Source organism: Gordonia sp. (in: high G+C Gram-positive bacteria) (genome assembly GCF_049647785.1).
Classification (GTDB): Bacteria; Actinomycetota; Actinomycetes; order Mycobacteriales; family Mycobacteriaceae; genus Gordonia.
Map to the genome: position 1 here is coordinate 1 of NZ_JBARYI010000098.1, position 22411 is coordinate 22411.

Annotated in this window: 18 protein-coding genes; 9 read left to right on the top strand and 9 right to left on the bottom strand. The window is 63.9% G+C overall.

The window, feature by feature from the left end; translation table 11 throughout:
- Positions 1 to 51 precede the first annotated feature (51 nt).
- From WBA38_RS17750 to WBA38_RS17770, 5 genes are all read right to left on the bottom strand, one after another.
- On the bottom strand, positions 52 to 1263 hold the full coding sequence (locus WBA38_RS17750; protein WP_424323229.1) for an aminodeoxychorismate synthase component I: 1212 nt from the start codon (positions 1261 to 1263) through the stop codon (positions 52 to 54).
- Positions 1256 to 2830 (bottom strand): methionine--tRNA ligase, encoded by a 1575-nt coding sequence (gene metG / locus WBA38_RS17755; RefSeq protein WP_424293844.1) that lies wholly within the window; start codon positions 2828 to 2830, stop codon positions 1256 to 1258. The genes WBA38_RS17750 and metG overlap by 8 nt, the downstream gene beginning before the upstream one ends.
- 26 nt (positions 2831 to 2856) lie before the next feature.
- Positions 2857 to 5208: a glycoside hydrolase family 65 protein gene (locus tag WBA38_RS17760; protein ID WP_424293846.1), complete on the bottom strand. Its 2352-nt coding sequence runs from the start codon at positions 5206 to 5208 to the stop codon at positions 2857 to 2859.
- Positions 5209 to 5373: 165 nt separating this feature from the next.
- Positions 5374 to 6126: an HAD family hydrolase gene (locus tag WBA38_RS17765; protein ID WP_424293843.1), complete on the bottom strand. Its 753-nt coding sequence runs from the start codon at positions 6124 to 6126 to the stop codon at positions 5374 to 5376.
- A gap of 10 nt (positions 6127 to 6136) precedes the next feature.
- Positions 6137 to 6769, bottom strand: coding sequence for a TetR/AcrR family transcriptional regulator (locus WBA38_RS17770; RefSeq protein WP_424323230.1), 633 nt, complete (start codon positions 6767 to 6769; stop codon positions 6137 to 6139).
- 166 nt (positions 6770 to 6935) lie between these two features.
- On the opposite strand from WBA38_RS17770, the gene WBA38_RS17775 reads away from it, so the two are divergent.
- The 7 genes from WBA38_RS17775 to WBA38_RS17805 all read left to right on the top strand — a co-directional run bounded on the left by WBA38_RS17775 (position 6936) and on the right by WBA38_RS17805 (position 15769).
- On the top strand, positions 6936 to 8681 hold the full coding sequence (locus tag WBA38_RS17775) for an N-acyl-D-amino-acid deacylase family protein (RefSeq protein ID WP_424293841.1): 1746 nt from the start codon (positions 6936 to 6938) through the stop codon (positions 8679 to 8681).
- Between the two features lie 194 nt (positions 8682 to 8875).
- Positions 8876 to 9697, top strand: a complete 822-nt coding sequence (locus WBA38_RS17780; RefSeq protein WP_424293976.1) for a TatD family hydrolase — start codon at positions 8876 to 8878, stop codon at positions 9695 to 9697.
- Positions 9698 to 9775: 78 nt separating this feature from the next.
- Positions 9776 to 10888 carry a transglycosylase family protein gene (locus WBA38_RS17785; protein ID WP_424293975.1) on the top strand — a complete coding sequence of 371 codons (1113 nt, stop codon included), beginning with the start codon at positions 9776 to 9778 and terminating at the stop codon, positions 10886 to 10888.
- Between the two features lie 77 nt (positions 10889 to 10965).
- Positions 10966 to 11871, top strand: coding sequence for a 16S rRNA (adenine(1518)-N(6)/adenine(1519)-N(6))-dimethyltransferase RsmA (gene rsmA, locus WBA38_RS17790; RefSeq protein ID WP_424295315.1), 906 nt, complete (start codon positions 10966 to 10968; stop codon positions 11869 to 11871).
- Positions 11871 to 12806, top strand: coding sequence for a 4-(cytidine 5'-diphospho)-2-C-methyl-D-erythritol kinase (locus WBA38_RS17795; protein ID WP_424323231.1), 936 nt, complete (start codon positions 11871 to 11873; stop codon positions 12804 to 12806). Before rsmA ends, WBA38_RS17795 begins: the two co-directional genes overlap by 1 nt.
- 55 nt (positions 12807 to 12861) lie before the next feature.
- Positions 12862 to 14688, top strand: a complete 1827-nt coding sequence (locus WBA38_RS17800; protein ID WP_424295336.1) for an ABC-F family ATP-binding cassette domain-containing protein — start codon at positions 12862 to 12864, stop codon at positions 14686 to 14688.
- 61 nt (positions 14689 to 14749) lie between these two features.
- Complete coding sequence (locus tag WBA38_RS17805; protein WP_424323232.1) at positions 14750 to 15769, top strand: enoyl-CoA hydratase/isomerase family protein; 1020 nt, start codon at positions 14750 to 14752, stop codon at positions 15767 to 15769.
- A gap of 20 nt (positions 15770 to 15789) precedes the next feature.
- On the opposite strand, the gene WBA38_RS17810 is transcribed toward WBA38_RS17805, so the two are convergent.
- The 3 genes from WBA38_RS17810 to WBA38_RS17820 are packed head-to-tail and all read right to left on the bottom strand — an operon-like array spanning position 15790 to position 19154.
- Positions 15790 to 16482 (bottom strand): hypothetical protein, encoded by a 693-nt coding sequence (locus WBA38_RS17810; RefSeq protein WP_424323233.1) that lies wholly within the window; start codon positions 16480 to 16482, stop codon positions 15790 to 15792.
- A complete protein-coding gene (locus WBA38_RS17815; protein WP_424323234.1) occupies positions 16482 to 18089 on the bottom strand; it encodes a peptide chain release factor 3 in 1608 nt (535 codons plus the stop codon). Before WBA38_RS17815 ends, WBA38_RS17810 begins: the two co-directional genes overlap by 1 nt.
- A 45-nt stretch (positions 18090 to 18134) precedes the next feature.
- Complete coding sequence (locus WBA38_RS17820; RefSeq protein WP_424295321.1) at positions 18135 to 19154, bottom strand: beta-ketoacyl-ACP synthase III; 1020 nt, start codon at positions 19152 to 19154, stop codon at positions 18135 to 18137.
- Positions 19155 to 19455: 301 nt separating this feature from the next.
- On the opposite strand from WBA38_RS17820, the gene WBA38_RS17825 reads away from it, so the two are divergent.
- Together WBA38_RS17825 and WBA38_RS17830 are read left to right on the top strand one after the other, a co-directional pair.
- Positions 19456 to 20469 (top strand): ATP-binding cassette domain-containing protein, encoded by a 1014-nt coding sequence (locus WBA38_RS17825; RefSeq protein WP_424323235.1) that lies wholly within the window; start codon positions 19456 to 19458, stop codon positions 20467 to 20469.
- Positions 20453 to 21214: an ABC transporter permease gene (locus WBA38_RS17830; RefSeq protein WP_424295324.1), complete on the top strand. Its 762-nt coding sequence runs from the start codon at positions 20453 to 20455 to the stop codon at positions 21212 to 21214. Before WBA38_RS17825 ends, WBA38_RS17830 begins: the two co-directional genes overlap by 17 nt.
- A 10-nt stretch (positions 21215 to 21224) precedes the next feature.
- On the opposite strand, the gene WBA38_RS17835 is transcribed toward WBA38_RS17830, so the two are convergent.
- A complete protein-coding gene (locus WBA38_RS17835; protein WP_424323236.1) occupies positions 21225 to 22352 on the bottom strand; it encodes a beta-ketoacyl-ACP synthase 3 in 1128 nt (375 codons plus the stop codon).
- Positions 22353 to 22411: the final 59 nt, after the last annotated feature.

Genomic DNA, 22411 nt, shown 5'->3' on the forward strand with positions numbered 1-22411 from the left:
TAGTGCGGGAATCGACGCATCATGCGGGAACGGGCAAGGGGGCGGGGTGCGTCAGGCGGAGAAGTCGACGATTGATGCGGCTTTGTCGAGGCATTCTTGCCACTCGGCGGAGGGGGAGGAGTCGATGGTGATGCCGCCGCCCACTCCCAAAGTGAGGTTGTTGCTGGGCGTGATGGCGACCGTGCGGATCGCGACATTCAAATCGAGGAGCCCGTCGGGCCCTGCCACTCCGATAGCGCCGCAGTAAACTCCGCGGGCGTCGCCTTCCCAATCCGCGAGCAGTTCCATCGCGCGAATCTTCGGCGTCCCGGTCACCGAAGCGGGCGGGAACGTCGCGTCGAGCAGCGCGTCATGTCCGACGTCCGCGTTGAGCTCGGCTGCCACCGTCGATACCAAATGCCACACGCCCGGTGCTCCCACAACGGTGAGCAGGTCCGGAACGGTCACCGACCCAATCCGGGCGACGCGGCCAAGATCGTTGCGGACCAGGTCGACGATCATCACATTCTCCGCGATGTCCTTCGACGACGCGCTCAAGACCGCCGGATCGGTCGCAGCTGGGACCGTGCCTTTGATTGGGGACGACGTGACATGGGTACCTCGTCGGTTCAGGAAGGACTCTGGGCTAAAACTGGCGATCGATCCCCACTCGCCGGACAACCAGGCTGATTTAGCGGGGGCCGTCGTCGCCGCGATATCGGCGAAGAAATCGAGGGCGTTTCCGGTCAGTTGGCCACGGAACTGTGTGCACACACACGCCTGGTACACCTCGCCGGCGCGAATCGCGTCCAAACAATGCTCGACGGCGTCAAGATGGGCGTCGCGGCTCGGCGTAGCCCAATCCGTTTGCCACGGCTCGGAGTGGGCCACAGTTTGCCGGGCCTGCCTTACCCAGTCCGGCTGCGGGGCACCGGTGACACTCCGCCACAACCATTCACCGTCCGACAGCAGCAGAACGCCATCCACCAGCCCGCCAACGACCTCCGGTAGCGGTGATTCGTCGACCCGCACCGGAAACGAGAGTGCACCGAACCAAAACCGGTCCGGGTTCGCCGGTGGCGCGCACCCGGCGACCAGTTCGATCGACGGCGCGATTACCGCGTCGACATCAGCCCAGTCGCCGATGAGTGCGGCTGGCCCAGGCAGCCCAAGTCGCCGCGTGTGCGCGTTGAGCGCGCGGACAACGTCGAGCGCTGAGGGGGCAAAGGCGCTACTCGATGAGCCCGGGGTAACTCCGCGGGCACTCGCGTCGGTGCTAGGCACCGTCTTCGGTGGGGACTTCTTGGCGCGGGAAGACGGGCGAGGGCTTCGGGAGCACCGCGCCCGACACCAGTCGGTCCGTGACCGCCGTGAACTGGCGGGCAGATGGATCGGCGTCCACCGCCAACAAATCCAACAGGGTCGACGTTGAGCCCGGCATCACCGGTTGCGCCAGCAGCGTCACGATCCGAACCACCTCGGCGCACACGTACAAGACGGTGCCGGTGCGGCCCAGATCGGTCTTCGCCAGCTTCCACGGCTCCTGCGACGACACATACCGGTTCGCCTCTGCCAAGACCGACCACAGTGCTTCGATGCCGAGGTGGATGGCCTGCTTGTCGAACTGCTCCCGCACCTTCGGCAGCAGTGCGTCGGCGGCGTCGAGCAATGCCCGATCCTCGGCGGTGAACTCGCCGGGCGTCGGGACCACCGACTCGAAGTACTTGCCGATCATGCTCAGCGTCCGCTGCGCCATGTTGCCGTACTCGTTGGCGAGGTCGGCATTGTTTCGGGAGACGATGGCCTCGGCCGAATACGAACCATCCTGCCCGTACGACACCTCGCGGAGGAAGAAGAAGCGGACCGCGTCGAGACCAAATTGCTCGACCAATTCGTTCGGGTCAACGACGTTGCCGACCGACTTGCTCATCTTTTCGCCGCGGTTGAACAGGAACCCGTGCGCGAAGACCCGCTTCGGGACCTCGATGCCAGCGCTCATCAGGAATGCAGGCCAGTACACGCAGTGGAACCGGATGATGTCTTTGCCAATGATGTGGAGGTCGGCGGGCCAGTACTTGGCGAGCGTCGCTTCGTCGTCGGGGAAACCAACGCCGGTCAGGTAATTGGTCAGGGCATCGACCCACACGTACATGACGTGATCGGGTGCGCCCGGAACCTTGACACCCCAATCGAACGTGGTGCGAGAAATCGACAGGTCGTTGAGGCCACCAGCCACAAAGCTGCGGACCTCATTGCGTCGGACATCGGGACCGATGAACTCGGGATGTTCGTCGAAGAGCGCCAGCAGTCGATCCTGGTAGTTCGACAGTCGGAAGAAGTACGTCTGCTCTTCCGTCCATGTCAGGACGTGCCCATTCTCGGTGGCGATGCGTTCGCCAGCTTCGTTGAGGCTGGTCTCGTCGGCGGCGTAGAAGGCCTCGTCGCGGACGTCGTACCAGCCGGCATACGAATCGAGGTAGATGTCGCCAGCCGCTTCCATCCGCTTCCAAATCTCCTCCGAAGCGCGGTGGTGATCGGTGTCGGTGGTGCGGATGAAGCGGCTCAGATCGGTGCCGAGCGTCTGGTGCAGAGTCTCGAAACGGTCGGAGTTCGTTTTCGCGAGTTCTGCCGTCGACACGCCTTCCTTCTCGGCGGTTTGCTGCATCTTCTGGCCGTGCTCGTCGGTACCAGACTGGAACCGGACGTCGAAACCATCCAACGACTTGAACCGCGCCAGCACGTCAGCCGAGATGAATTCGTAGGCGTGCCCGATGTGCGGGGCGCCGTTCGGGTACGCGATGGCGGTGGTGATGTAAAAGGGCGACGACGCGCCAAAAGACTCGCTCGGCATAATACGGTGATTGTACGGGCGAACCGTCAGCGCGCGGACCGCTGGTACGGCTCGCAGCCCGGAGGTGCCTGCGGAGGCGTCCGCTTTTCGACCTTCGGGATGTCCAAGGTGACCGGCGCATCGCTCAACACGAAGCGCTCACCGTGGTGCGCCAACTCGAGGGTCGGACCCGACAACAGTCGATACGTGGCCTTTTCTTGATCGACAGCGACCACGATCCGCGACTCTCGGACCACCATGCGGAACGACATGTACCCGAGTTGGGTTGGCAGGCGCGGGGCAAAGGTGATCTGCCCGTCGAAGTCGCGCATGCCGCCGAACCCGGCGACACAATCGGTCCAGGCACCGGCCAGCGCCGCGATGTGCAAACCCGACGACACATTGTTGTGAAGGTCGTGCAGGTCAGTGAACACGGACTCGCTGAGCAGGTCGTAGGCGAGATCGAGGTAGCCGACCTCGGCTGCCGTGACCGCCTCACAGCAGGCAGACAGTGACGAGTCGCGAACGGTGATGGGGTAGTAGTAGTCGAAGTTCGCCAACTTCTGCTCGGCCGAGAAGCGGTCGCCGAACAGGTACATCGCGAAGACGAGGTCGGCCTGCTTGACGACCTGCTTGCGGTACAGATCGAAGTACGGATAGTTCAACAGCAGGGGGTACCGGTCGCGGGATCGTTCAAAATCCCATTTGTCGAGGAGGGTGAACGCCTCGCATTGCTGGTGAACGCCGAGGGCGTCGTCGTAGGGAATTGTCATGTCGTCCGCGCACCTTGTCCAGTGGGCGGTCTCCTCGTCGGTGACGCCGAGCGCGGCGGAGACGGCTGGCTGCCGTGAGCATGAGGCGACCGCATCGCGGAAGGCCTGCTGCGCGGCCAGGTTCGTGAACACATTGTTGTTGACGATGGCCGTGTACTCGTCGGGGCCGGTAATGCCGTCAATTCGGAAGCGGCCAGCGGAATCGTGGTGCCCGAAGCCAGCAAAGAAGCGGGCGATCTCGACGAGAAGTTCGACGCCGCACTCCACTTCGAAGGCCTCGTCGCCGCTCGCCCGGATGTAGCGGGCCGTCGCGTTCGCGATGTCGGCGGACACGTGAATGCCCGCGGTGCCAGCGGGCCAGTAGCCTGAGCACTCGTCGCCATTGATCGAGCGCCACGGGAACATGGCACCGTCTTGGGCGAGTTCTGCTGCCCGTGCCTTCGCCTGATGCAGGGTGGCGTGACGCCACCGAAGTTCCTCGCCGGCCGCCGCGGGAACGGTGTAAGTGAGCATGGGCAGCACAAAGCTCTCGGTATCCCAGAAGGTGTGGCCGTCGTACCCGGGTCCGGTGAGCCCCTTGGCCGGGATTGCCCGCGACTGCCCGCGCGCACCGGCCTGCAAGACGTGGAACAGCGAGAAGCGCACGGCTTGCTGCATTTCGGGATCGCCGTCGAGTTCGATGTCGGCGTCGAGCCAGAACTCGTCGAGGTAATCGGCCTGCTCCTGCTTCAGCGCGTCCCAGCCGGTTTCCTTAGCCATGGCGAGCGCTGCGTCGACCTGCGACCGCAAAGCCGGTACCGAACGCCGCGCCGACCAGCCGTAACCCATGTACTTGGTCAGCACCAGTTTGGTGCCCTGCGGGACGGTCGCGGCGATGGTCAATCGGGCGAGGTCCCCGTCGGCGCGAATGGTGCAGTCCGCGGTTGACGGGAGTTCGACCTCGTGGTCCATTCCCGCGGCCACCGACAGCTCCGACCGCCGCGTGTGGTGAACCAGGACCGCGGAAAGGCCTTCGCAGTCGGCAAGGTCGGACACCAGCGGCTGCTCGAGGGCGGCCGCGAGGCGGGGGTCGTCCTTGGCGGAGGCACCGGAGATCGGCTCGTTCGCCAGCAGGTCCGATTGCAGGACCAGCTTCATGTCTTCGCCGATGGGTTCGACTTCGTAGCGGATGGCTGCGACGGCGCGTTTGGTGAAGGATACGAGCCGTTCCGAGCGGATGCGGACGGTGCGGCCGGTCGGTGATGTCCACAGGGTGTTGCGCCGAAGGGTGCCGGTCCGGAAATCAAGGACGCGCTCGTGTTCGACGGTGCGGCCGTACCGCAAGTCCATCGGCTCGTCTTCCACGAGGAGGCGGATGACCTTGCTGTCGGTCACGTTGACGACGGTCTGCCCGGATTCGGGGTAGCCGTAACCACTTTCGGCATACGGCAGGTCGCGTAGTTCGTAAAAACCGCTGAGGTAGGTACCCGGCAGATCGACGGGCTCGCCCTCTTCAAAGCTCCCGCGCAAACCAATATGCCCGTTGGAGAGCGCGAAGAGGGTTTCGGTGCGGCCGATCATGTCGATGTCGAGGCCGCGCCACCGCAACTGCCAGGGGCTCACGTCGAAGCCCTCAGCCGGATGCATGCCGTGGTGGGGCACGTTGACCGGGTCGGTGTGGCTCGACGTGTCGCCGTGCGTGGTGTGGGCCAATTCGCTGGTGGTCGGCTCGATCACAGGCAGTCCTTCGTTGACGGGAGCATGCTCGCGGATAGGACGTCAGTTGTCGGCAACAGCACTGTTGCCGGTCAACTAGTCATCGCCACTTAACGATTCAACGCCACTTAATAATTCATCAAGGTCGCCAACGACGATAGAGGCACCGGCGGCCCGCATGGCCGCAGACTGGCCGCCACCGACGCGATCAATTCCCACGACGTAACCGAAGTCACCGGCGGCACCCGCCTGAACCCCGGAAATCGCGTCTTCGAAGACTGCCGCGGCGGCGGGTGGAACGCCCATCAGTTCCGCGCCGCGAAGGTACGAATCGGGAGCTGGTTTCCCGGCGAGTTGCTCGTCGATAATCGTGTTGCCATCGACGCGCTGCTCGACGAACTCCGACAGCCCGGCCGCAGCCAGGACTTGCTCCCCATTGCGGGAACTGGTCACGACCGCGATGTGCAGACCGGCGTCCCGGGCAGCGTGCAGGTAGCGGACCGAACCGGGATAGGCGGTGACGCCGTCGCGTTCGAGTGCAGCGAGGAAGGCGTCATTCTTTCCGGTGGCGATCGCATTGGCCTGAGCATCGTCAAAGGCTTGGTTGCGCGATTTCAGGAACGACCGCACGCCGTCCATTCGGGGGCGCCCGTCGACGTAATCGAAGTAGTCCTGATCGGTGAACGGTCGCAGTTCATCGGTGCGGTCAGCGATGTCGCCGCCCGCGCGGTCGCGCAGGAAGGCGTCAAAAGCGTTGGCCCATGCGACGCGGTGAACGGAGGCGGTGTCGGTGAGGACGCCGTCAAGGTCGAAGAGGGCGACGGTGACGTCGCGTGGAAGTCCCAGCACCCTTTCGACGCTACCGCGCCGGGACGGTCAGCGCCGGATACCAGACATCAGTGAGGACGCGGACGGCAAGTTCGGCTGAACCGTCGATGGTGCCGAATGTGACCCAGCGGGTGAAGAAGCGCTCCAGTTGGGTCGCGAGGAGTTCCACCCGCAGGCGGGCTTCTTCGCGACGGTCGTCGGGCCACCGTGACAAGTATTGGGTCATCGAGTCGGGGAGGGTGGCGATGCCTTCGCGGGCGATTGACCGGAATTCCGGCTCCAAGGTGGTGGCTTCGTCCCACGCTTGAAAAAGTTCGCTGTACTCGCTGAACCAGTCGAGGGCGCGCATTATCCAAGCGGAGAACTCATCGCGCGAACCGGTCGCGAGAACCTGGTCGAGGTCTTGGTAGATGGTGACGGCGCTGGGGCCCACTTGCGAGTTGGCTTGGGCGAGCAGCGCATCGATCTTTGCCGGAAAGTGCAGGTAGAAGGTTGCCCGACTGCACCCGACGTCGCTGACGATGTCGTCAATCGTGACGGCCGCATAGCCGCGGTTCGCGAACTGTGTGCGGGCCGCTTCGAGGAGTTTTGCGCGCGTCGTCCGCTTTTGTTCTTCGCGCAGCGAGACGCGGGTAGACGACTTGGTTTGGCTCGGCGTGCTCACCTGTTCACTGTGGCGCACAGACTCTCACCTGACAAGCCCCAATGGCAGTGAGTGAATTGCATGCCGGTCACTTGACAGACTGTCAGCGAAGTCCAATTATGACTTCAGTCACAGAATGTGTGCGGCGGCGGGTGTCGTCGCACCAAAGTTATGGAGTTGATGGGCGATGACCTACGACGCGATCGTGAAGAACGGCCAATGGTTCGACGGCACCGGCGGGCCGTCGCTGGTGCGCAACCTGGGAATCCGTGATGGCCGGATTGCTGACGTCAGCACCAAAGACCTCGATGAGACCGGCTGCGACACCGTGATCGACGCCGAAGGTAAATGGGTCGTCCCCGGCTTCGTCGATATCCATACCCACTACGACGTCGAAGTCCTGCTGCGGCCGGGGCTGGAGGAGTCTGTTCGCCACGGTGTCACCTCGATCATCGTCGGCTCGTGCTCCCTATCGACCGTGCACGTGAACTCCTCGGACGCTGGCGATCTCTTTGGCCGCGTGGAGGCCATTCCGCGCAAGCATGTGGTCGCGGCCTTGGATGAGAAGAAGACGTGGTCGTCGGCCGAGGGTTATGTGCAGGCGCTTGAGGAGCTGCCGCTGGGCCCGAACGTCGCCGCTTTCATCGGCCATTCGGATATTCGCGCCGCCGAAATGGGCTTGGAGCGTGCTACCCGCAAGGATGTCCGACCGACCCCCGCCGAGTTGAGCGCGATCGAGAAGCACCTCGAGGACGCCCTCGATGCTGGCTTCGTTGGCATGTCGAGCCAACAGTTGCTGTTCGACAAACTCGACGGCGAAGTCTGCCGCTCGCGGACCCTGCCGTCGACGTACGCCAAGCCGAAGGAGCGCAGCCGTCTCAACACGATCCTGCGCAAGCGCGGTCGTGCCCTGCAGGGTGGACCCGATGTGGGGCGCCCGCAGAGCATGGTGGCGATGACCCTGTCCACCATCGGGTTGTTCCGCCCCAACCTGAAGGTCAGTTTGCTTTCGGCGGCCGACGTCAAAGCAATTCCCGGCATTGCCAAGCTTTTCCCACTGATGGCGCGCACCGTCAACGCGATGGGCGGTGACTTCCGCTGGCAGCACCTGCCGGTCCCGTTCGAGGTGTATTCGGACGGCATCGACCTCCCGGTCTTTGAAGAGTTCGGCTCCGGTGCCGCAGCCCTGGACCTCGCCAACCGTCTCGACGAACAGCACGCGCTGCTGACCGACGAGAACTACCGCCGCGCCTTCCGCAAGGATTACGACAAGAAGTATGGGCCGCGCGTGTGGCACCGCGACTTTTTCGACGCGGAGATCGTCGACTGCCCTGATGCGACCGTGGTTGGCAAAACCTTCGGTCAGGTCGGTGTTGATCGCGGCGGCGTCCACCCGGTCGATGCTTTCCTCGACCTGCTGGTGGAGCACGGTAAGAAGCTTCGGTGGCGGACGACGATCTCGAACCACCGCCCCGAGGTGCTGAACAAGTTTGCCTCCGACCCGGGGATTCAGCTCGGCTTTTCCGATGCCGGTGCCCACCTGCGGAACATGTCGTTCTACAACTTCGGTCTGCGCCTGCTGCGTCGCGTGAACGATGCGCAGAAGGCGGGCACGCCATTCATGACCGTCGAGCAGGCTGTCCATCGCCTCAGCGGTGAACTCGCCGACTGGTACGGCATCAACGCCGGCCATCTGCGCGTTGGTGATCGCGCCGACATTGTCGTTATTGATCCGGCCCACCTGGACGACAGCCTTGACGGTTACGCGGAGGCCCCGGTTCCCGAGTACGACGGGCTATCGCGCATGGTGAACCGCAACGACGCGACGGTGAACGCCGTCTTCGTCGGTGGCCGCCAAGTAGTTGATGCCGGTGAGCCGCTGCCGGTGCTCGGTACCGAACGCACCGGCGAGTTCCTCCGCGCTGGCGCATAACTCAAGAAGAAGCGTCCCGTCCGTACTTTGGGCCCAGTATTTGGGCCCAAAGTACGGACGAAACGTTTTTGAGTGGCCGACGAGGTGAGAGCGGGGTGCGATGTGCGCGGATCTGACGAGTCAGGCACCCTAGAGCGGTGACCGAATCGTCTGGGGAACTCTCCGCGAAGGAGATCCGTAAGCGTCAACGGCGGATGCCGCCGCCAGATCCCGAACCACTTCCGGGTCTGGTTGATGCGCATACCCACCTCGCTGCGTGCGGTGGTCGCACGGAGGAAGACGTCCGCGCGATTCTCGATCACGCGGAAGCCGTCGGTGTGCAGCAGGTTGTGACCGTCGCGGACGACATGGTCGATGCGCGCTGGGCGGTGGCCGCCGCACACTGGGACGAGCGGGCGTTCGCGGCCATCGGACTGCACCCCACGCACGCCGGTGACCTCACCGAGGACGCCCGCGCGGAACTCGAAGAAATGGCGGCGGACCCACGGGTTGTCGCCATCGGCGAGACCGGCCTCGACTTCTACTGGACGACGCGGTCGGAAGATTGCGCCGACCCAGCCGTGCAGCGGGACGCGTTTGCCTGGCATATCGATCTCGCCAAGCGGTCGGGCAAAGCCCTGATGATTCACAATCGGGACGCCGATCGCGATCTGCTGGATGTGCTCGCCGCCGAAGGCGCACCCGAGACGGTCGTGATGCACTGCTTCTCCGGCGACCGCGAGATTGCCCGGGAATGCATCAATCTCGGGTACGTGTTGAGCTTTGCCGGAACTGTGACATTTAACAACTCGGCTGAACTGCGTGAGGCAGCGCTCATCGTCCCCGACGGGCAGATTTTGGTGGAGACGGATGCGCCCTTCCTGACCCCGCATCCCTACCGTGGCCAGCCAAATCAGTCGTACTGCGTGCCTTATACGGCACGTGCGTTGGCGACGCTGCGCGGCGTGTCGGATGAACAGATGGCCCTCATCCTGGGGGCAAACGCGCGCCGCGTCTACTCGCTGCCGTTGCGGTAACAGCTACCAAACCGTTACCGTACCGTGATCCGTGCTGCCGTCGCGGATAGCTTTCTCTCAACCCGGCAGGAAAAAGAATTGTCTGTATTTACTCGCATTAACACGTCCACGTCCATGCGCGCCCGCACCGCTCTCGGTGCCGTCCTTGTCACCGTCGCGGCCGGTGCCGCCACCGGTGCCGCCATGCACAAAGAAGTGACTCTCGCGGTCGACGGACAAATCACCACCGTCAGCACCATGGCTTTCTCGGTGGACGGTGTGCTTCGCGATAACGGCATCACTCCTTCCCCCGGCGACAAAGTGAACGTTGCGCTCGATAGCACCCCGCAGGCCAACCAGACCATTGCGATCGACCGTCTGAAGAAGATTCAGCTCGTCGTCGACGGCAAGCCCGTCCACATCACCACCAACGCGTCGACCGTCGAGCAAGTGCTCGCCGAACGCGGTATGACGCAAAGCGCCGTCACACTGCCGCTCAACGACGTCCTCCCGGTCGCAGGCGCCGACCTTGACGTGACCCTGCCCAAGCCCGTCAAGCTCGATGACGGCGGCAAGCGGACCACTCCGACCGTCGCCGCGAAGACCGTCGGTGAACTCGTTGCGAAGGCTGGCGAACCGCTGTCGAAGACCGACGAGGTGTACCCGGCCGCCAACACTCCGGTCAGCAAAGACATGGCGATCCGCGTTGTGCGAATCAAGACCGAAGACAAGACCGTCACCGAGGCGGTGAAACCGCCGGAGAAGAAGACCGACGACCCGACTCTCATCAAGGGCCGCAAGGTTGTCGACAAGCCGGGCACACCCGGTAAGGCCGATGTGACTTACACGGTGAAGACCATCAACGGCAAGGTCGTCAAGAAGACCAAGGTCGGCGAAAAGATTCTCGTTGAGCCGCAGCCGGCCACCGTCCGCGTGGGCACCAAGCCGGGCGCGCCCTTCGTGCCTTACGGCGTTTGGGATCGTCTCGCCCAGTGTGAGTCGACCGGTAACTGGGCCATCAACTCCGGGAACGGCTACTACGGCGGCATCCAGTTCGACCAGAACACCTGGGACCGCTGGGGCGGCCAGGAATACGCACCGCGCGCCGACCTCGCCACCCGCGAAGAGCAGATTGCGATTGCCTCCAAGACTCAGGCCGCTCAAGGTTGGGGCGCATGGCCCTCGTGCACCTCGCAGCTCGGCATTCGCTGACCCGACGTGATTACCCATTCCCAGCGCTTCGGCGCTGGGAATCGGTGTCTGCCGCACCTATCAGTCACAATAGCTAGGTGAATACCGTCCCTGACTCGCCGCAGTCGCCCCGATTGCTCGGCCCGGTGGAGATTCGTGCGCTCGCCGCCGAACTCGACGTGCGTCCCACCAAGACGCTGGGACAAAACTTTGTGCACGACGCAAACACGGTCCGTCGCATCGTCACGGCCTCCGGCATCGGCGCCGACGACGTGGTGCTGGAAGTGGGTCCCGGGCTGGGTTCGCTGACGCTGGCGTTGCTCGCCGAGGCCGGCCGGGTGGTTGCCGTCGAAATTGATCCAAAGCTCGCCGCGCGCCTTCCCCAGACCATCGCCGAGTTCGCGCCCGCGCAGGCCGCCAACTTCGACATCGTCACCGCCGACGCCCTTACCGTGCGACCCGACGACCTTCCGCAGACGCCGACCGCACTGGTCGCGAACCTTCCGTACAACGTCGCGGTCCCGGTGCTGCTGCACTTGATGGCGCAGTTCCCGACCATCCGCGTGGCTTTGGTGATGGTGCAGGCGGAAGTCGCAGATCGCTTGGCCGCGACCCCCGGCGGTCGTATCTATGGTGTTCCCAGCGTTAAGGCACGCTTCTACGGCGACGTCGCCCGCGCAGGCTCCATCGGCAAGCATGTTTTCTGGCCCGAACCCAAGATCGAGTCCGGGCTGGTCCGCATCGACCGGCGCGACCGCTTCGGCACCGACAACGACCTCCGGGTGCGCACCTTCACCGCGATCGATGCCGCATTTGCGCAGCGCCGCAAGACGCTGCGTTCGGCGTTGTCGTCGTGGGCGGGCAGTGCTCCCCGGGCCGAGGAACTCCTGCGCGCCGCCGATATCGATCCGGGCCTGCGCGGCGAACGCTGCAACATCGACGATTTTGTGCGCCTCGCCGAGGCCGGTCGCGCCGCCGGTTTGGCCGCCGGAGCCGCCCGATGATGGGTGGCGCGACGGCTCGGGTGCCGGCAAAGATCAATCTCCACCTCGGGGTGGGACCACTCCGCGCCGACGGCTTCCACGAACTGTCGACGCTGTACTGCGCGCTCTCGCTCTACGACGACGTCAATGTTCGCTACGCCGACGAATTGTCGGTCACGGTGCGTGGTGAGGGACGCAAGCAGGTTCCCGCCGATGCCACGAATCTGGCGGCGCGCGCAGTCGTTGCGCTCGCCGAGCGCGCGGGTACCGATCCGCGGGTGGCGATCACCATAGACAAAGCCATCCCCGTTGCCGGTGGCATGGCCGGTGGATCGGCCGACGCCGCCGGGGCACTGATCGCTGCCGCACGACTGTGGCGTCGCGATATCTCCCGCAATGATCTCCTTGAGGTCGCCGCGGAACTCGGCTCCGATGTCCCGTTTTCGGTTGTCGGCGGGGTTGCGCTCGGTACCGGTCGCGGCGAGAAGCTACTGCCGGTGCTGCAGCGCGGCGAACTCCACTGGGTGCTTGCCGTGTCGGGGGTAGGCCTGTCGACACCGGCCGTGTACCGCGAAATCGATCGCCTCCGGGATCGGGCCCAAAATGATCCGAGCGCCGTCGATCAACTCGTCACGGCCGGGACGGCGAGCCCCGATGCCCTGATGCAGGCACTCACCTCGGGGGACGTCCACGCGGTCGCCGGACTCCTGCACAACGACCTACAGCCGGCGGCACTGTCGTTGCAGCCGATGCTGCGTCGCACCCTGCGCGCTGGAAAGGAGGCCGGTGCGCTGGCCGGGATCGTCTCCGGTTCGGGTCCCACCTGTGCTTTCCTGTGCGCCGATGCGGATGCCGCTGTTCGGGTCGCCGCTGAACTGTCCGGTTCCGGTGTCGCGAAGGCCGTCCGCACGGCGGTCGGACCGGTGCCCGGAGCACGGTTGATCCAACAGTCCTAGACTCAGCACCAGTACCAACCCGGCGGGGATGTACGTCCCGCTCGATCTCACTGAAATGGAAAATTCCTTGGCACCCCGCACTAACACCTCGCTGATTAACGCCGAACGCATCAGCAAGAGCTTCGGCATCAAGCCGCTGCTGGATGAGGTCAGCGTCGGTGTGCACGAGGGCGAGCGGATCGGGGTGGTCGGCCTCAACGGTGGCGGCAAGACGACTCTCCTGGAGATTCTGGCCGGGATCACCGAACCTGATTCAGGCCGCCTTTCCCAGGCCGGCGGCATTCACGTTGCGACCGTTACGCAGCGCGGCGATCTCGATCCAGAGATGACGGTTGCGGACGCGGTGATCGGTGTCGGTGTTCCCGAACACGAGTGGGCGCGCGATGCACGGATCCGGGGCATCCTCGGCGGAATCGGCGTCGACGGGTTCCTGGACCGCAAGGTCGGCGAACTGTCGGGCGGGCAGCGGCGTCGCACCGCGCTGGCTGCTGCGCTGGTGACCGATTCGGATCTGCTGATTCTCGACGAGCCCACAAACCACCTCGACATTGAAGGCGTCTACTGGTTGGCCGAGCATCTGGTGAATCGTCGTAGCGCCCTGATTGTGGTGACGCACGACCGCTGGTTCCTCGACACCGTCGCCACCCGCACGTGGGAGGTTCATTCGGGTCGCGTCGACGAGTACGAGGGTGGCTACAACGACTGGGTGTTTGCCCGGGCCGAGCGCGACCGTCAGGCCGATGCGGCCGAGGAACGTCGCCGCAATCTGGCGCGCAAGGAATTGGCGTGGCTGCGTCGCGGAGCACCAGCGCGGACGTCGAAGCCGAAGTATCGCATCGAGTCGGCCGAAAAGCTGATCGCCAACGTTCCGCCACCGCGGGACAAGGTTGAACTGTCGAGCTTCGCCAAGCGACGGCTCGGCAGGGTCGTCATCGAACTCGAAAATGCTCATCTGCAGACACCGACCTCGGACGGTAGCGAGGGCCGTGTTCTGCTGAAAGACACCACCTGGCGGCTGGCACCGGGCGAACGCGTTGGCCTGGTTGGCGTGAACGGGTCCGGTAAGACGACGCTGCTGCGCGCGCTTGCCGGGGAAGTGTCGGTGGCACCCGGCAAGCGGATCGAAGGTAAGACCGTGTCGATCGGTTGGTTGCGGCAGGAACTCGACGACCTCGATCCGACGATGCGCCTGCTCGACGCCGTCGAAGAAGTTGCCGGCACAGTGATGCTCGGCGACAAGGAAATCTCGGCAAGCCAGTTAGCCGAGCGACTCGGCTTCTCGCCTGCACGGCAGCGGACCCCGATTTCGGATCTGTCGGGTGGCGAGCGCCGTCGTCTGCAGTTCACGCGCGTCCTGATGGCGGAACCAAATGTGCTGCTCCTCGATGAGCCGACCAACGACCTCGACATTGACACCCTGCAGCAGGTGGAAGATCTCCTCGACTCGTGGGCGGGCACGCTGGTGGTGATCAGCCACGACCGCTACTTGATCGAGCGAGTCTGCGACAGCACGTGGGCGCTGTTCGGCGACGGCAAGTTGACGAACCTTCCGCGCGGCATTGACCAGTACCTGGAACGCCGCGCGGTGGACGAGGCAGCGCCGTCCGTGCCCCGGAAGTCGGCTAACTCCGCTCCGGCGGCACCGGCATCGTCGGGCTTGTCCGCGGCTGAACACCAGGCCGCACGTAAGGCTTTGAGCCGCGCCGAACGGCAGATCGCCAAACTCGATGAGCAGGAACGAAAGCTCCACGCCGACATGATCGACGCGGCTGTCGACCCCGACCGTCTCGCGAAGCTTGATGCGAAACTCCGCGACGTGGTGGCGGCGAAAGAGGCGGCGGAGACCGAATGGATGGAAGCCGCCGAGGTGCTTGACTCGTAGCGAGCAGCAATCGCTAGAGCGCGGCTAAGTGGCGCGGCGGCAATGCGATAGCGTGGGCCGCATGTCTTACATCCGCACCGAGATTCACAGTGGCGACGGGCGCGACGGCGTCGGGGAGATCATTCTCGATCGGCCCCGGGCGTTGAATGCTCTCGATCAAACGATGATCGACGACATGCACGCCATTTTGGAGCAGTGGGGCGACGACGACACCATTGAGACGGTGCTCGTCACCTCGGCGAGCGATCGGGCGTTCTGCGCGGGCGGCGACATCCGCGCTATCCGCGAACACGTGCTGGCTGGCGAAACTGCTGAGGTGACAAAGTATTTCAGTTCCGAATACCGACTCAATCAGCTGATTGCCGAGTACCCGAAGGCGTACATTTCGCTGATCGACGGTCCCGCCATGGGTGGCGGGTTGGGGATCAGTGTTCACGGTGAGGTGCGGATCGTCACCGAGAAGGCGACGATCGCGATGCCCGAGACGGCAATCGGGTTCATCCCAGATGTGGGGTCCACCTACTTTTTGCCGCGACTGCCGCAGGGAGTCGGCATGTGGCTCGGGCTGACAGGCTCGCGGATCGGTGGGATAGACGCGGTGGCGATCGGATTAGCGACGCACTTTGTGCCATCTGCCGAACTCGGCACCGTTGCGGACGGGATCCGCAAGGGTGCGCCGCTGAGGGAAGTGCTGGCCGACCACCGCGACCCGGTGTCGACGGATATGGAACTGAAGAAGATCGCCCAGTACTTCGACGACGACAATGCTGTCGCGATCGTCGGCGGACTGCGTGGCGCAGTGGGGGATGAGTGGGCCGCGCAGATGCTGGAGCAGTTGGCCTCGGCGTCGCCGACCAGTTTGGCTGTGACGGCGAATCTGATCGGCGAGGGTGCGGTGTCGTCGCTGGCCGAGTGCTTGGATCGTGAACTTGGTGCAGCAGAACGCATTACGGCTCACCACGACTTCGCTGAGGGCGTCCGAGCCGTGCTGGTCGACAAGGACCGCAATCCGTCGTTCTCGCCCGCCACCGTCGACGAAGTCGACCTCCAGGTCGCCGCAAGAATCGCTGGCCTGCGGTAGGTCCCGACCGGCGATCGCGGCTACTTCTTGATCAGAAAGGTGCCGCTCAATTTCGCGGCCGGTGGCGGTGGGCCAGCAGGCGGATCGTCGTAGGAGACATCGTCGCTGGGGTCTAGCGGGTTGGCTGTCTGGGCCAACGCATTCGGGCAATCGAACCGTCCGGCGGCGACGGCCGCATTGGCCGCCGTCACCGTCAAGGTGCACACATTGGACGTGAAGTAGGTACCGTCCAACGACACTCCGACCGTCGAAGTGATCGGTGAACCCGGCACGCGTGCTGAGGCACCGGGTGGCCACGGAAGCACACCGCCCGCGAGATCGACCGCAAGGAACTCCAGTAGTGCGCCCTCGCCGCGGTTACCGGTAAAGGTGAACAGCATGGCGTCGCCCGGGACATTGGGATTGGTGCTACCGGACTTGCTGAACTGAACGCACTGGGCCTTGCCGCCAACCGGCGCGATCGACACATTCATGGTGCCGCGGCCGTAGCGGAGGCCGTAGCCGCTGCGAGCGACCCGGCCAGCGTGTGCCGGCGCGATGCAGTCGGTGTCGGGCAGCTTCTTCGTCACCGTATTGACGCGCGGGGCGTTGGGCCGCGACCGGTCGTTCGACCCCTGGTCGGTCCCACAGGCCACCACACCGCTCGCGAGAACCGCGGCGGTCGCAGCAGGCACAACGATACGACCGAGTCGAATCATCGGAAGGCGGTTCATTAGTCGGCGGCAGCGACCAACGGTTCGAGGAACAGCTTGGGGTGTTCCTTCTCGATGTACTGCAGGCGCCACTTGTCGGAGAACAAGGCCAAAATGGCGCCGTCGCTGCGGGTAAAGACCTCGACGCCACGCTGCCGGTTCAACTCCGGGGCGCTGGCCTCATCGGTCCGACGGGCGATCGAATAGCCGAGCGGTTCGATGATGGTGTCGACATTAAATTCGGCCTTCATCCGGGCCGTCACGACCTCGAACTGCATGGGCCCGACGGCGGCCAGGACGGGCGTCGCTTCACCGCGGGCATCATTCCGCAAAACCTGGACCACGCCTTCGGCGTCCATCTGGTCGACAGCCTTGCGGAACTGCTTGTACTTGTCGGCGGTCGTGACGCGAAGCGTCGAGAAGAACTCCGGCGCAAACGACGGGATCGGCGGGTACTGCACCTTCGGGTCAGTGAAGAGCGTGTCCCCGGGGGCGAGGGCCATCGCGTTCACCAGGCCGACGACGTCGCCGGGGAATGCCAGGTCGACGGTCGAGCGATCGCGACCGAATACTGCCTGCGCATACTTGGTCGCAAACGGCTTGCCCGTCTGAGCGTGCGTGACGACCATGCCGCGCTCGAATTCGCCGGACACGATGCGCATATAAGCCAACCGGTCGCGGTGGCTGGAGTCCATGCCCGCCTGCACTTTGAAGACCACGGCGCTGAAGGGATCGGTGACCGTGCGTTCGGTGCCGTCGATCGAGTCACGTCCGCGCGGCGGCGGCGCAAACTCGACGAGCGCATCGAGGAGTTGGCGGACCCCGAAATTCAACATCGCGGAGGTGAAGATCATTGGCGAGGTCTGACCGGCCAGGAACATTTCCTGGTCGTGATCCTGGCCGAGAGCGCTGAGGAGTTCGCTCTCCTCGCTGGCCGCCATCCACACATCGCCTTCGCGGTCGAGTGCCTGCTCGGCAGTCATCAGGATTTCCGGGGCGATCTTGGCACCACCGGCGGTGCGTTCGAAGTGGATGTAGTCGCCCGTTCGACGGTCCAGGAGACCGCGGTAGTCACCGGCGATACCGACCGGTACATACAGCGGCGTCGGGATCAGGCCGATCCGCTCACTGATCTCGTCGATCAGTTCCAGCGGGGTTTGGCCGGGACGGTCCCACTTATTGACCACGGTGATGACCGGGATGCCGCGGTGGCGACAGACCTGGAACAGCTTCAACGTTTGCGGCTCTAAGCCCTTGGCGGCGTCGATCAGCATGACAGCTGCGTCAACGGCGGTCAGCACCCGATAGGTGTCCTCGGAGAAGTCCGAGTGCCCGGGGGTGTCGACGAGGTTGATGACATTGGGAATGTCCGAATCCGACGACTGCGGTTGGTAACTGAATTGCAGGGCGGTGGAACTGACCGAAATGCCACGCGCCTTTTCCATTTCCATCCAGTCGGACACCGTGGCACGACGGCTGCCTTTGCCGTGGACGGCACCGGCCTCGCTGATCATGTGCGCATGCAACGCCAGGGCCTCGGTCATCGTCGACTTACCGGCATCTGGATGAGAGATGATGGCAAATGTCCGACGGCGCTTCACTTCTCGGGCAATGGCCTCAGAACTCATGCGTCAACGCTAACTGTCTGCCGACGTCAGGCGCAAAAAGGGGGCCTATTCGAACGGGATTGGCGGCATGGTGACGACCTGCGCGGCGTAGCTCAGACCGGCACCGTAGCCGAGGAGCAGTGCCGTGTCGCCGGGTTTGGCGGCGCCGGTCGAAAGCAGATCCTCCATGGCGAGGGGGATCGACGCCGCCGAGGTGTTGCCGGTCTTCTCGATGTCGTTGGCAATCACCGTCGACTCGCCGAATTTGAGGCTGCGCGCAAGCAACTCATTGATGCGTGAGTTGGCCTGGTGCGGCACAAAGACGTCGATGTCGCTGGCGTCGACCTTTGCGATGTCGAGTGCACGCTGGGCGGCCTTGCCCATTTCGAAGGCTGCCCACCGGAACACCGCGGTGCCCTCTAGGCGCAGGTAGGGACGGTTCTCAATCTCGCCGCTATCCATGTAGGTGATCCAGTCGATGTCCTGGCGAATGGCGTTGTACTGGGTGCCGTCGCTGCCCCACACAACCGGCCCCAGACCCTGCTGCTCAGTCTTGCCAACGACGACAGCACCGGCACCGTCGCCGAAGATGAAGGCATTGGAGCGGTCTTGCATGTCGAGGGTCACCGACAGTTGCTCGGAACCGATCACGAGGACGTTGTTGGCGCTACCGCCGCGCACCATGTCGCCCGCCAAGCCCAAGGCGTAGCCGAAGCCTGCACAACCGACGGTGACGTCGAACGCGGGGACACCGTTGGCACCGAGTTCGGTGGCGATCTTGACCGCGCCAGCGGGGGTCAACAGCAAGTGGGTATTGGTGGCGAGGATAACGGCGTCGATGTCGGAACCGGAGAGCAGTGCGTTCGCGATCGCCTTGCGGCCCGCGTTGATGCCCATTTCGACGACCGTCTCGTCGCGGCGAGCGAAACGCCGACTCTTGATGCCGGTGCGGGTGTAAATCCACTCGTCGGATGAGTCAATGACCTTGCAGATCTCTTCGTTGGTGACGATCCGCTCGGGGCGATGCGCGCCGATGCCGAGCATCCCGATGGATGGGGTACCGACAGCAATAGGTAGTTCAGTCATCTCAGTCTCTCCAATGCTCGACGTATGACACAGCACACGCGTTCTATTCGACAGTCTCATGCAACTTCGGTTACTGGAAAGTAATCACGGTCGTTGTCGGAAAGATTCTTGTGCGCGGATGGTGGGGCGGGCCGCTATCGGTATGTCTGTGCAGACGCTCTGCCCGTTACGACTCACCGTGATCTGCACAATCTTGCCGTTCGGAACTCCCTCCGCAGCGGAAAAGCTGTTGACAGTCGTCGCGGCGGGTCACACGATGAGACGACAAAAATTTCATCAACAACCGCGAAGGGGCTTGCGGATGATTCATGCACGAGGGCTCGTGCAGACGTTCACGGCGGGCAAAGGCAAAAAGCAACGCGAAGTTCGGGCAGTCGACGGCGTCGACCTCGATATTGCTGAGGGAGAGGTAGTCGGCTTTCTTGGGCCAAACGGGGCAGGCAAGACCACTACGCTCCGCATGTTGACCACGCTCCTCAAGCCCACTGCAGGGACCGCAACCGTCAATGGCTTCGACGTCGTCAGCCAGTCGGTGCAGGTGCGGCGCAGCATTGGGTACGTATCGCAGACCGGTTCCACGTTTTCCCAAGCGTTGGCTGGCGACGAAGTTTCCGACCACGGCCAGCTTTACGGGATGACACGTCGGGAAGCGACCCGTCGCGGTCAAGAACTGTTTGAACAGCTTCAGCTGGACGGCCTGTGGGACCGGATGCCGAAGAATATGTCGGGTGGCCAGCGTCGCCGTCTCGACATTGCGATGGGCCTGATCCACGATCCGACCCTGGTATTCCTTGACGAGCCGACAACCGGGTTAGACCCGCAAGCGCGCGCCAACTTGTGGGAGCACATTGCCAAACTCCGGAGCGAGCGAGGGGCCACGGTCTTTCTGACGACGCACTACCTGGATGAGGCCGATGCGCTGTCGGATCGGATTCTCATCATCGACAACGGCACCATCGTCGCAGCCGATACGCCAGAGAATCTTAAGTCGCAGGTCTCTGGCGATCTCGTGCACTTGGAGTTTGGTTCCGCAGACCCTGCTGCACGGGCGGCCGAGAGTTTGCGGGCTGTCGGCGCCACCGAGATTGAGCTGCAGGGATTTGGTGTGCACGCCCGACTGCGTGGTTCGGGAAAGCTCGTCCCCGGTCTGCTTCGAAACCTGGAATCGACGGGCGACACCCTCGAATCGATCGAGATTATTCGGCCCACCCTCGACGACGTGTTCCTCACCATGACCGGACGCAGCCTGCGCGATGCGCAAACTGATTCCAGCGACGCTAACGAAGGGGACGGTTCCGATGCGGTTTCTGCGTGATTCGTTGATTGTTTTTCGACGACAGCTCCGGATGAATTTGCGAAACCCGGCATGGGTGCTGATCGGCATCATGCAGCCGGTGCTGTACCTGGTGCTGTTTGGCCCGCTATTGAAGCCGCTGGTGTCGCAGTTCCCCGACGCAGGCAACAACGCGTACACCTTCTTGGTTCCCGGTCTGCTGGTGCAGTTGGGGATGTTTGGGGCAATGTTCGCTGGCTTTGGGCTGATCGGGGAGTGGCGCGAAGGCGTCATCGAAGCCGAACGCGTGACCCCCGCCAGCCGGACGTCGTTGCTTGTTGGCCGCTTGCTGCGCGACCTGCTGCAGTTGCTGGTGCAGGCGTTGATCCTGGTTGGCCTGGGCTACGCGATGGGGATGCGCGCGCAGGTGATTGGCGTGGTGGTCGGCATTGCGATCACATTGCTGGTCGGTGGCGCCTGTGCGGCAGCGTCGAATGCCTTGGCGCTCACGACCAAGAGCGAAGACGTGATGGCGCCGGTGCTGAATATGCTCCTGATGCCAATCCTGCTGCTGTCGGGCATCTTGCTGCCGATGACCCTTGGCCCAGCATGGTTGACCCGGATCTCGGACTTCATGCCGTTTCGCTGGATCGTCGACGCGGTCCGTGGCTCATTTCTCGGCGAGGTCGCTTCCAGCACCGTGTTCTGGGGGCTGCTGACCGCGATCGTTCTCAGCGCTCTCGGAACCTGGTGGGGAACTAGCGTCTTCCGCAAGGAAAACGCCTAGCGTGCCGTAGCTAGTCGACGATTCCGGCCAAGTGCAGCGCCAATGGGCCAGCGTCGGAATCGTCGAGGTCGTCGAACGACGAGATCTTGGGTGCGGGCGGCAGCGTGGCCACGGTCCCGGCGTAGCTGAGACCCGCACCGAAGCCCAGGATGAGCGCCAGTTGGCCGCCCTTGGCTTTGCCGGTCGCCAACATTTCTTCGATGGCGAGTGGGATGGAGGCCGCAGAGGTGTTCGCGGTGTTTTCGATGTCGTTGGCCATCGGCAGGTCGTCGGGGAGGCCGAGGTTCTTCTTCATCAACTCGTTGATGCGAGCGTTGGCCTGGTGGGGCACGAAGACCTCAATGTCCTCCGGGCCGGCACCCGACTCGGTGAGCATGCGCTTCAAAGCCTTGGGTAGCGTGATCGCGGCCCATCGGAAGACGCGGGGCCCTTCCATGGTGATGATCAGCCGACCGACGGGATCGGTCTCGGGATCCTTGGTCTGGTACTCGACGGCGCGTGCCATGTATTCGACGGTGTCGTGGTTTTGCATGATGGCGTCGGCGTTCTCGCCGTCGCTTCCGGAGATCACCGGAGCAATCCCGTTCACGTCGCTCGGGCCCACGACAACCGCGCCCGCACCGTCACCAAAGATGAAGCCGGTGCTGCGGTCGGTGGGGTCGATGCCAACCGACATGGTTTCCACACCGATGACCACCACGTAGTTGGCCGTGCCCGCGCGGATCGCGTCGGTCGCGACACCGAGCGCGTAGCCGAAGCCACCGCAACCGGCGGCCACGTCGAACGCGGGGATGCCATTGATGCCAATGTCGGAGGCGATCATCGGCGCGCCGTGGGGCACGTTCCAGGGCCAACTGCTGGTCGCGAGAATCAGCATGTCGATCTTGTCGCGGTCGATGCCCGAGTTGATGATGGCGCGGTCGGCGGCAGCGGCAGAGATGCTGCGCATCGTTTCGTCTCCGCTGATCCAGCGGCGAGCCCGGATACCGCTGCGCTCAAAGATCCACTCGTCGGAGGAATCCATCACGCGGCACAGTTGGTCGTTAGTGATTAGCCGCTTGGGTCGGTAAGCGCCAATGCCGAGCATCGCTACGTTCGCATGCCCGGTGGGGGTGACCAGTGTCGCCAAGATGTCCATCCTTGAAGATCGTGCCGGTGCCGTCTCGCTCCGGGTACTCGCAGGTAATACTACTTCGC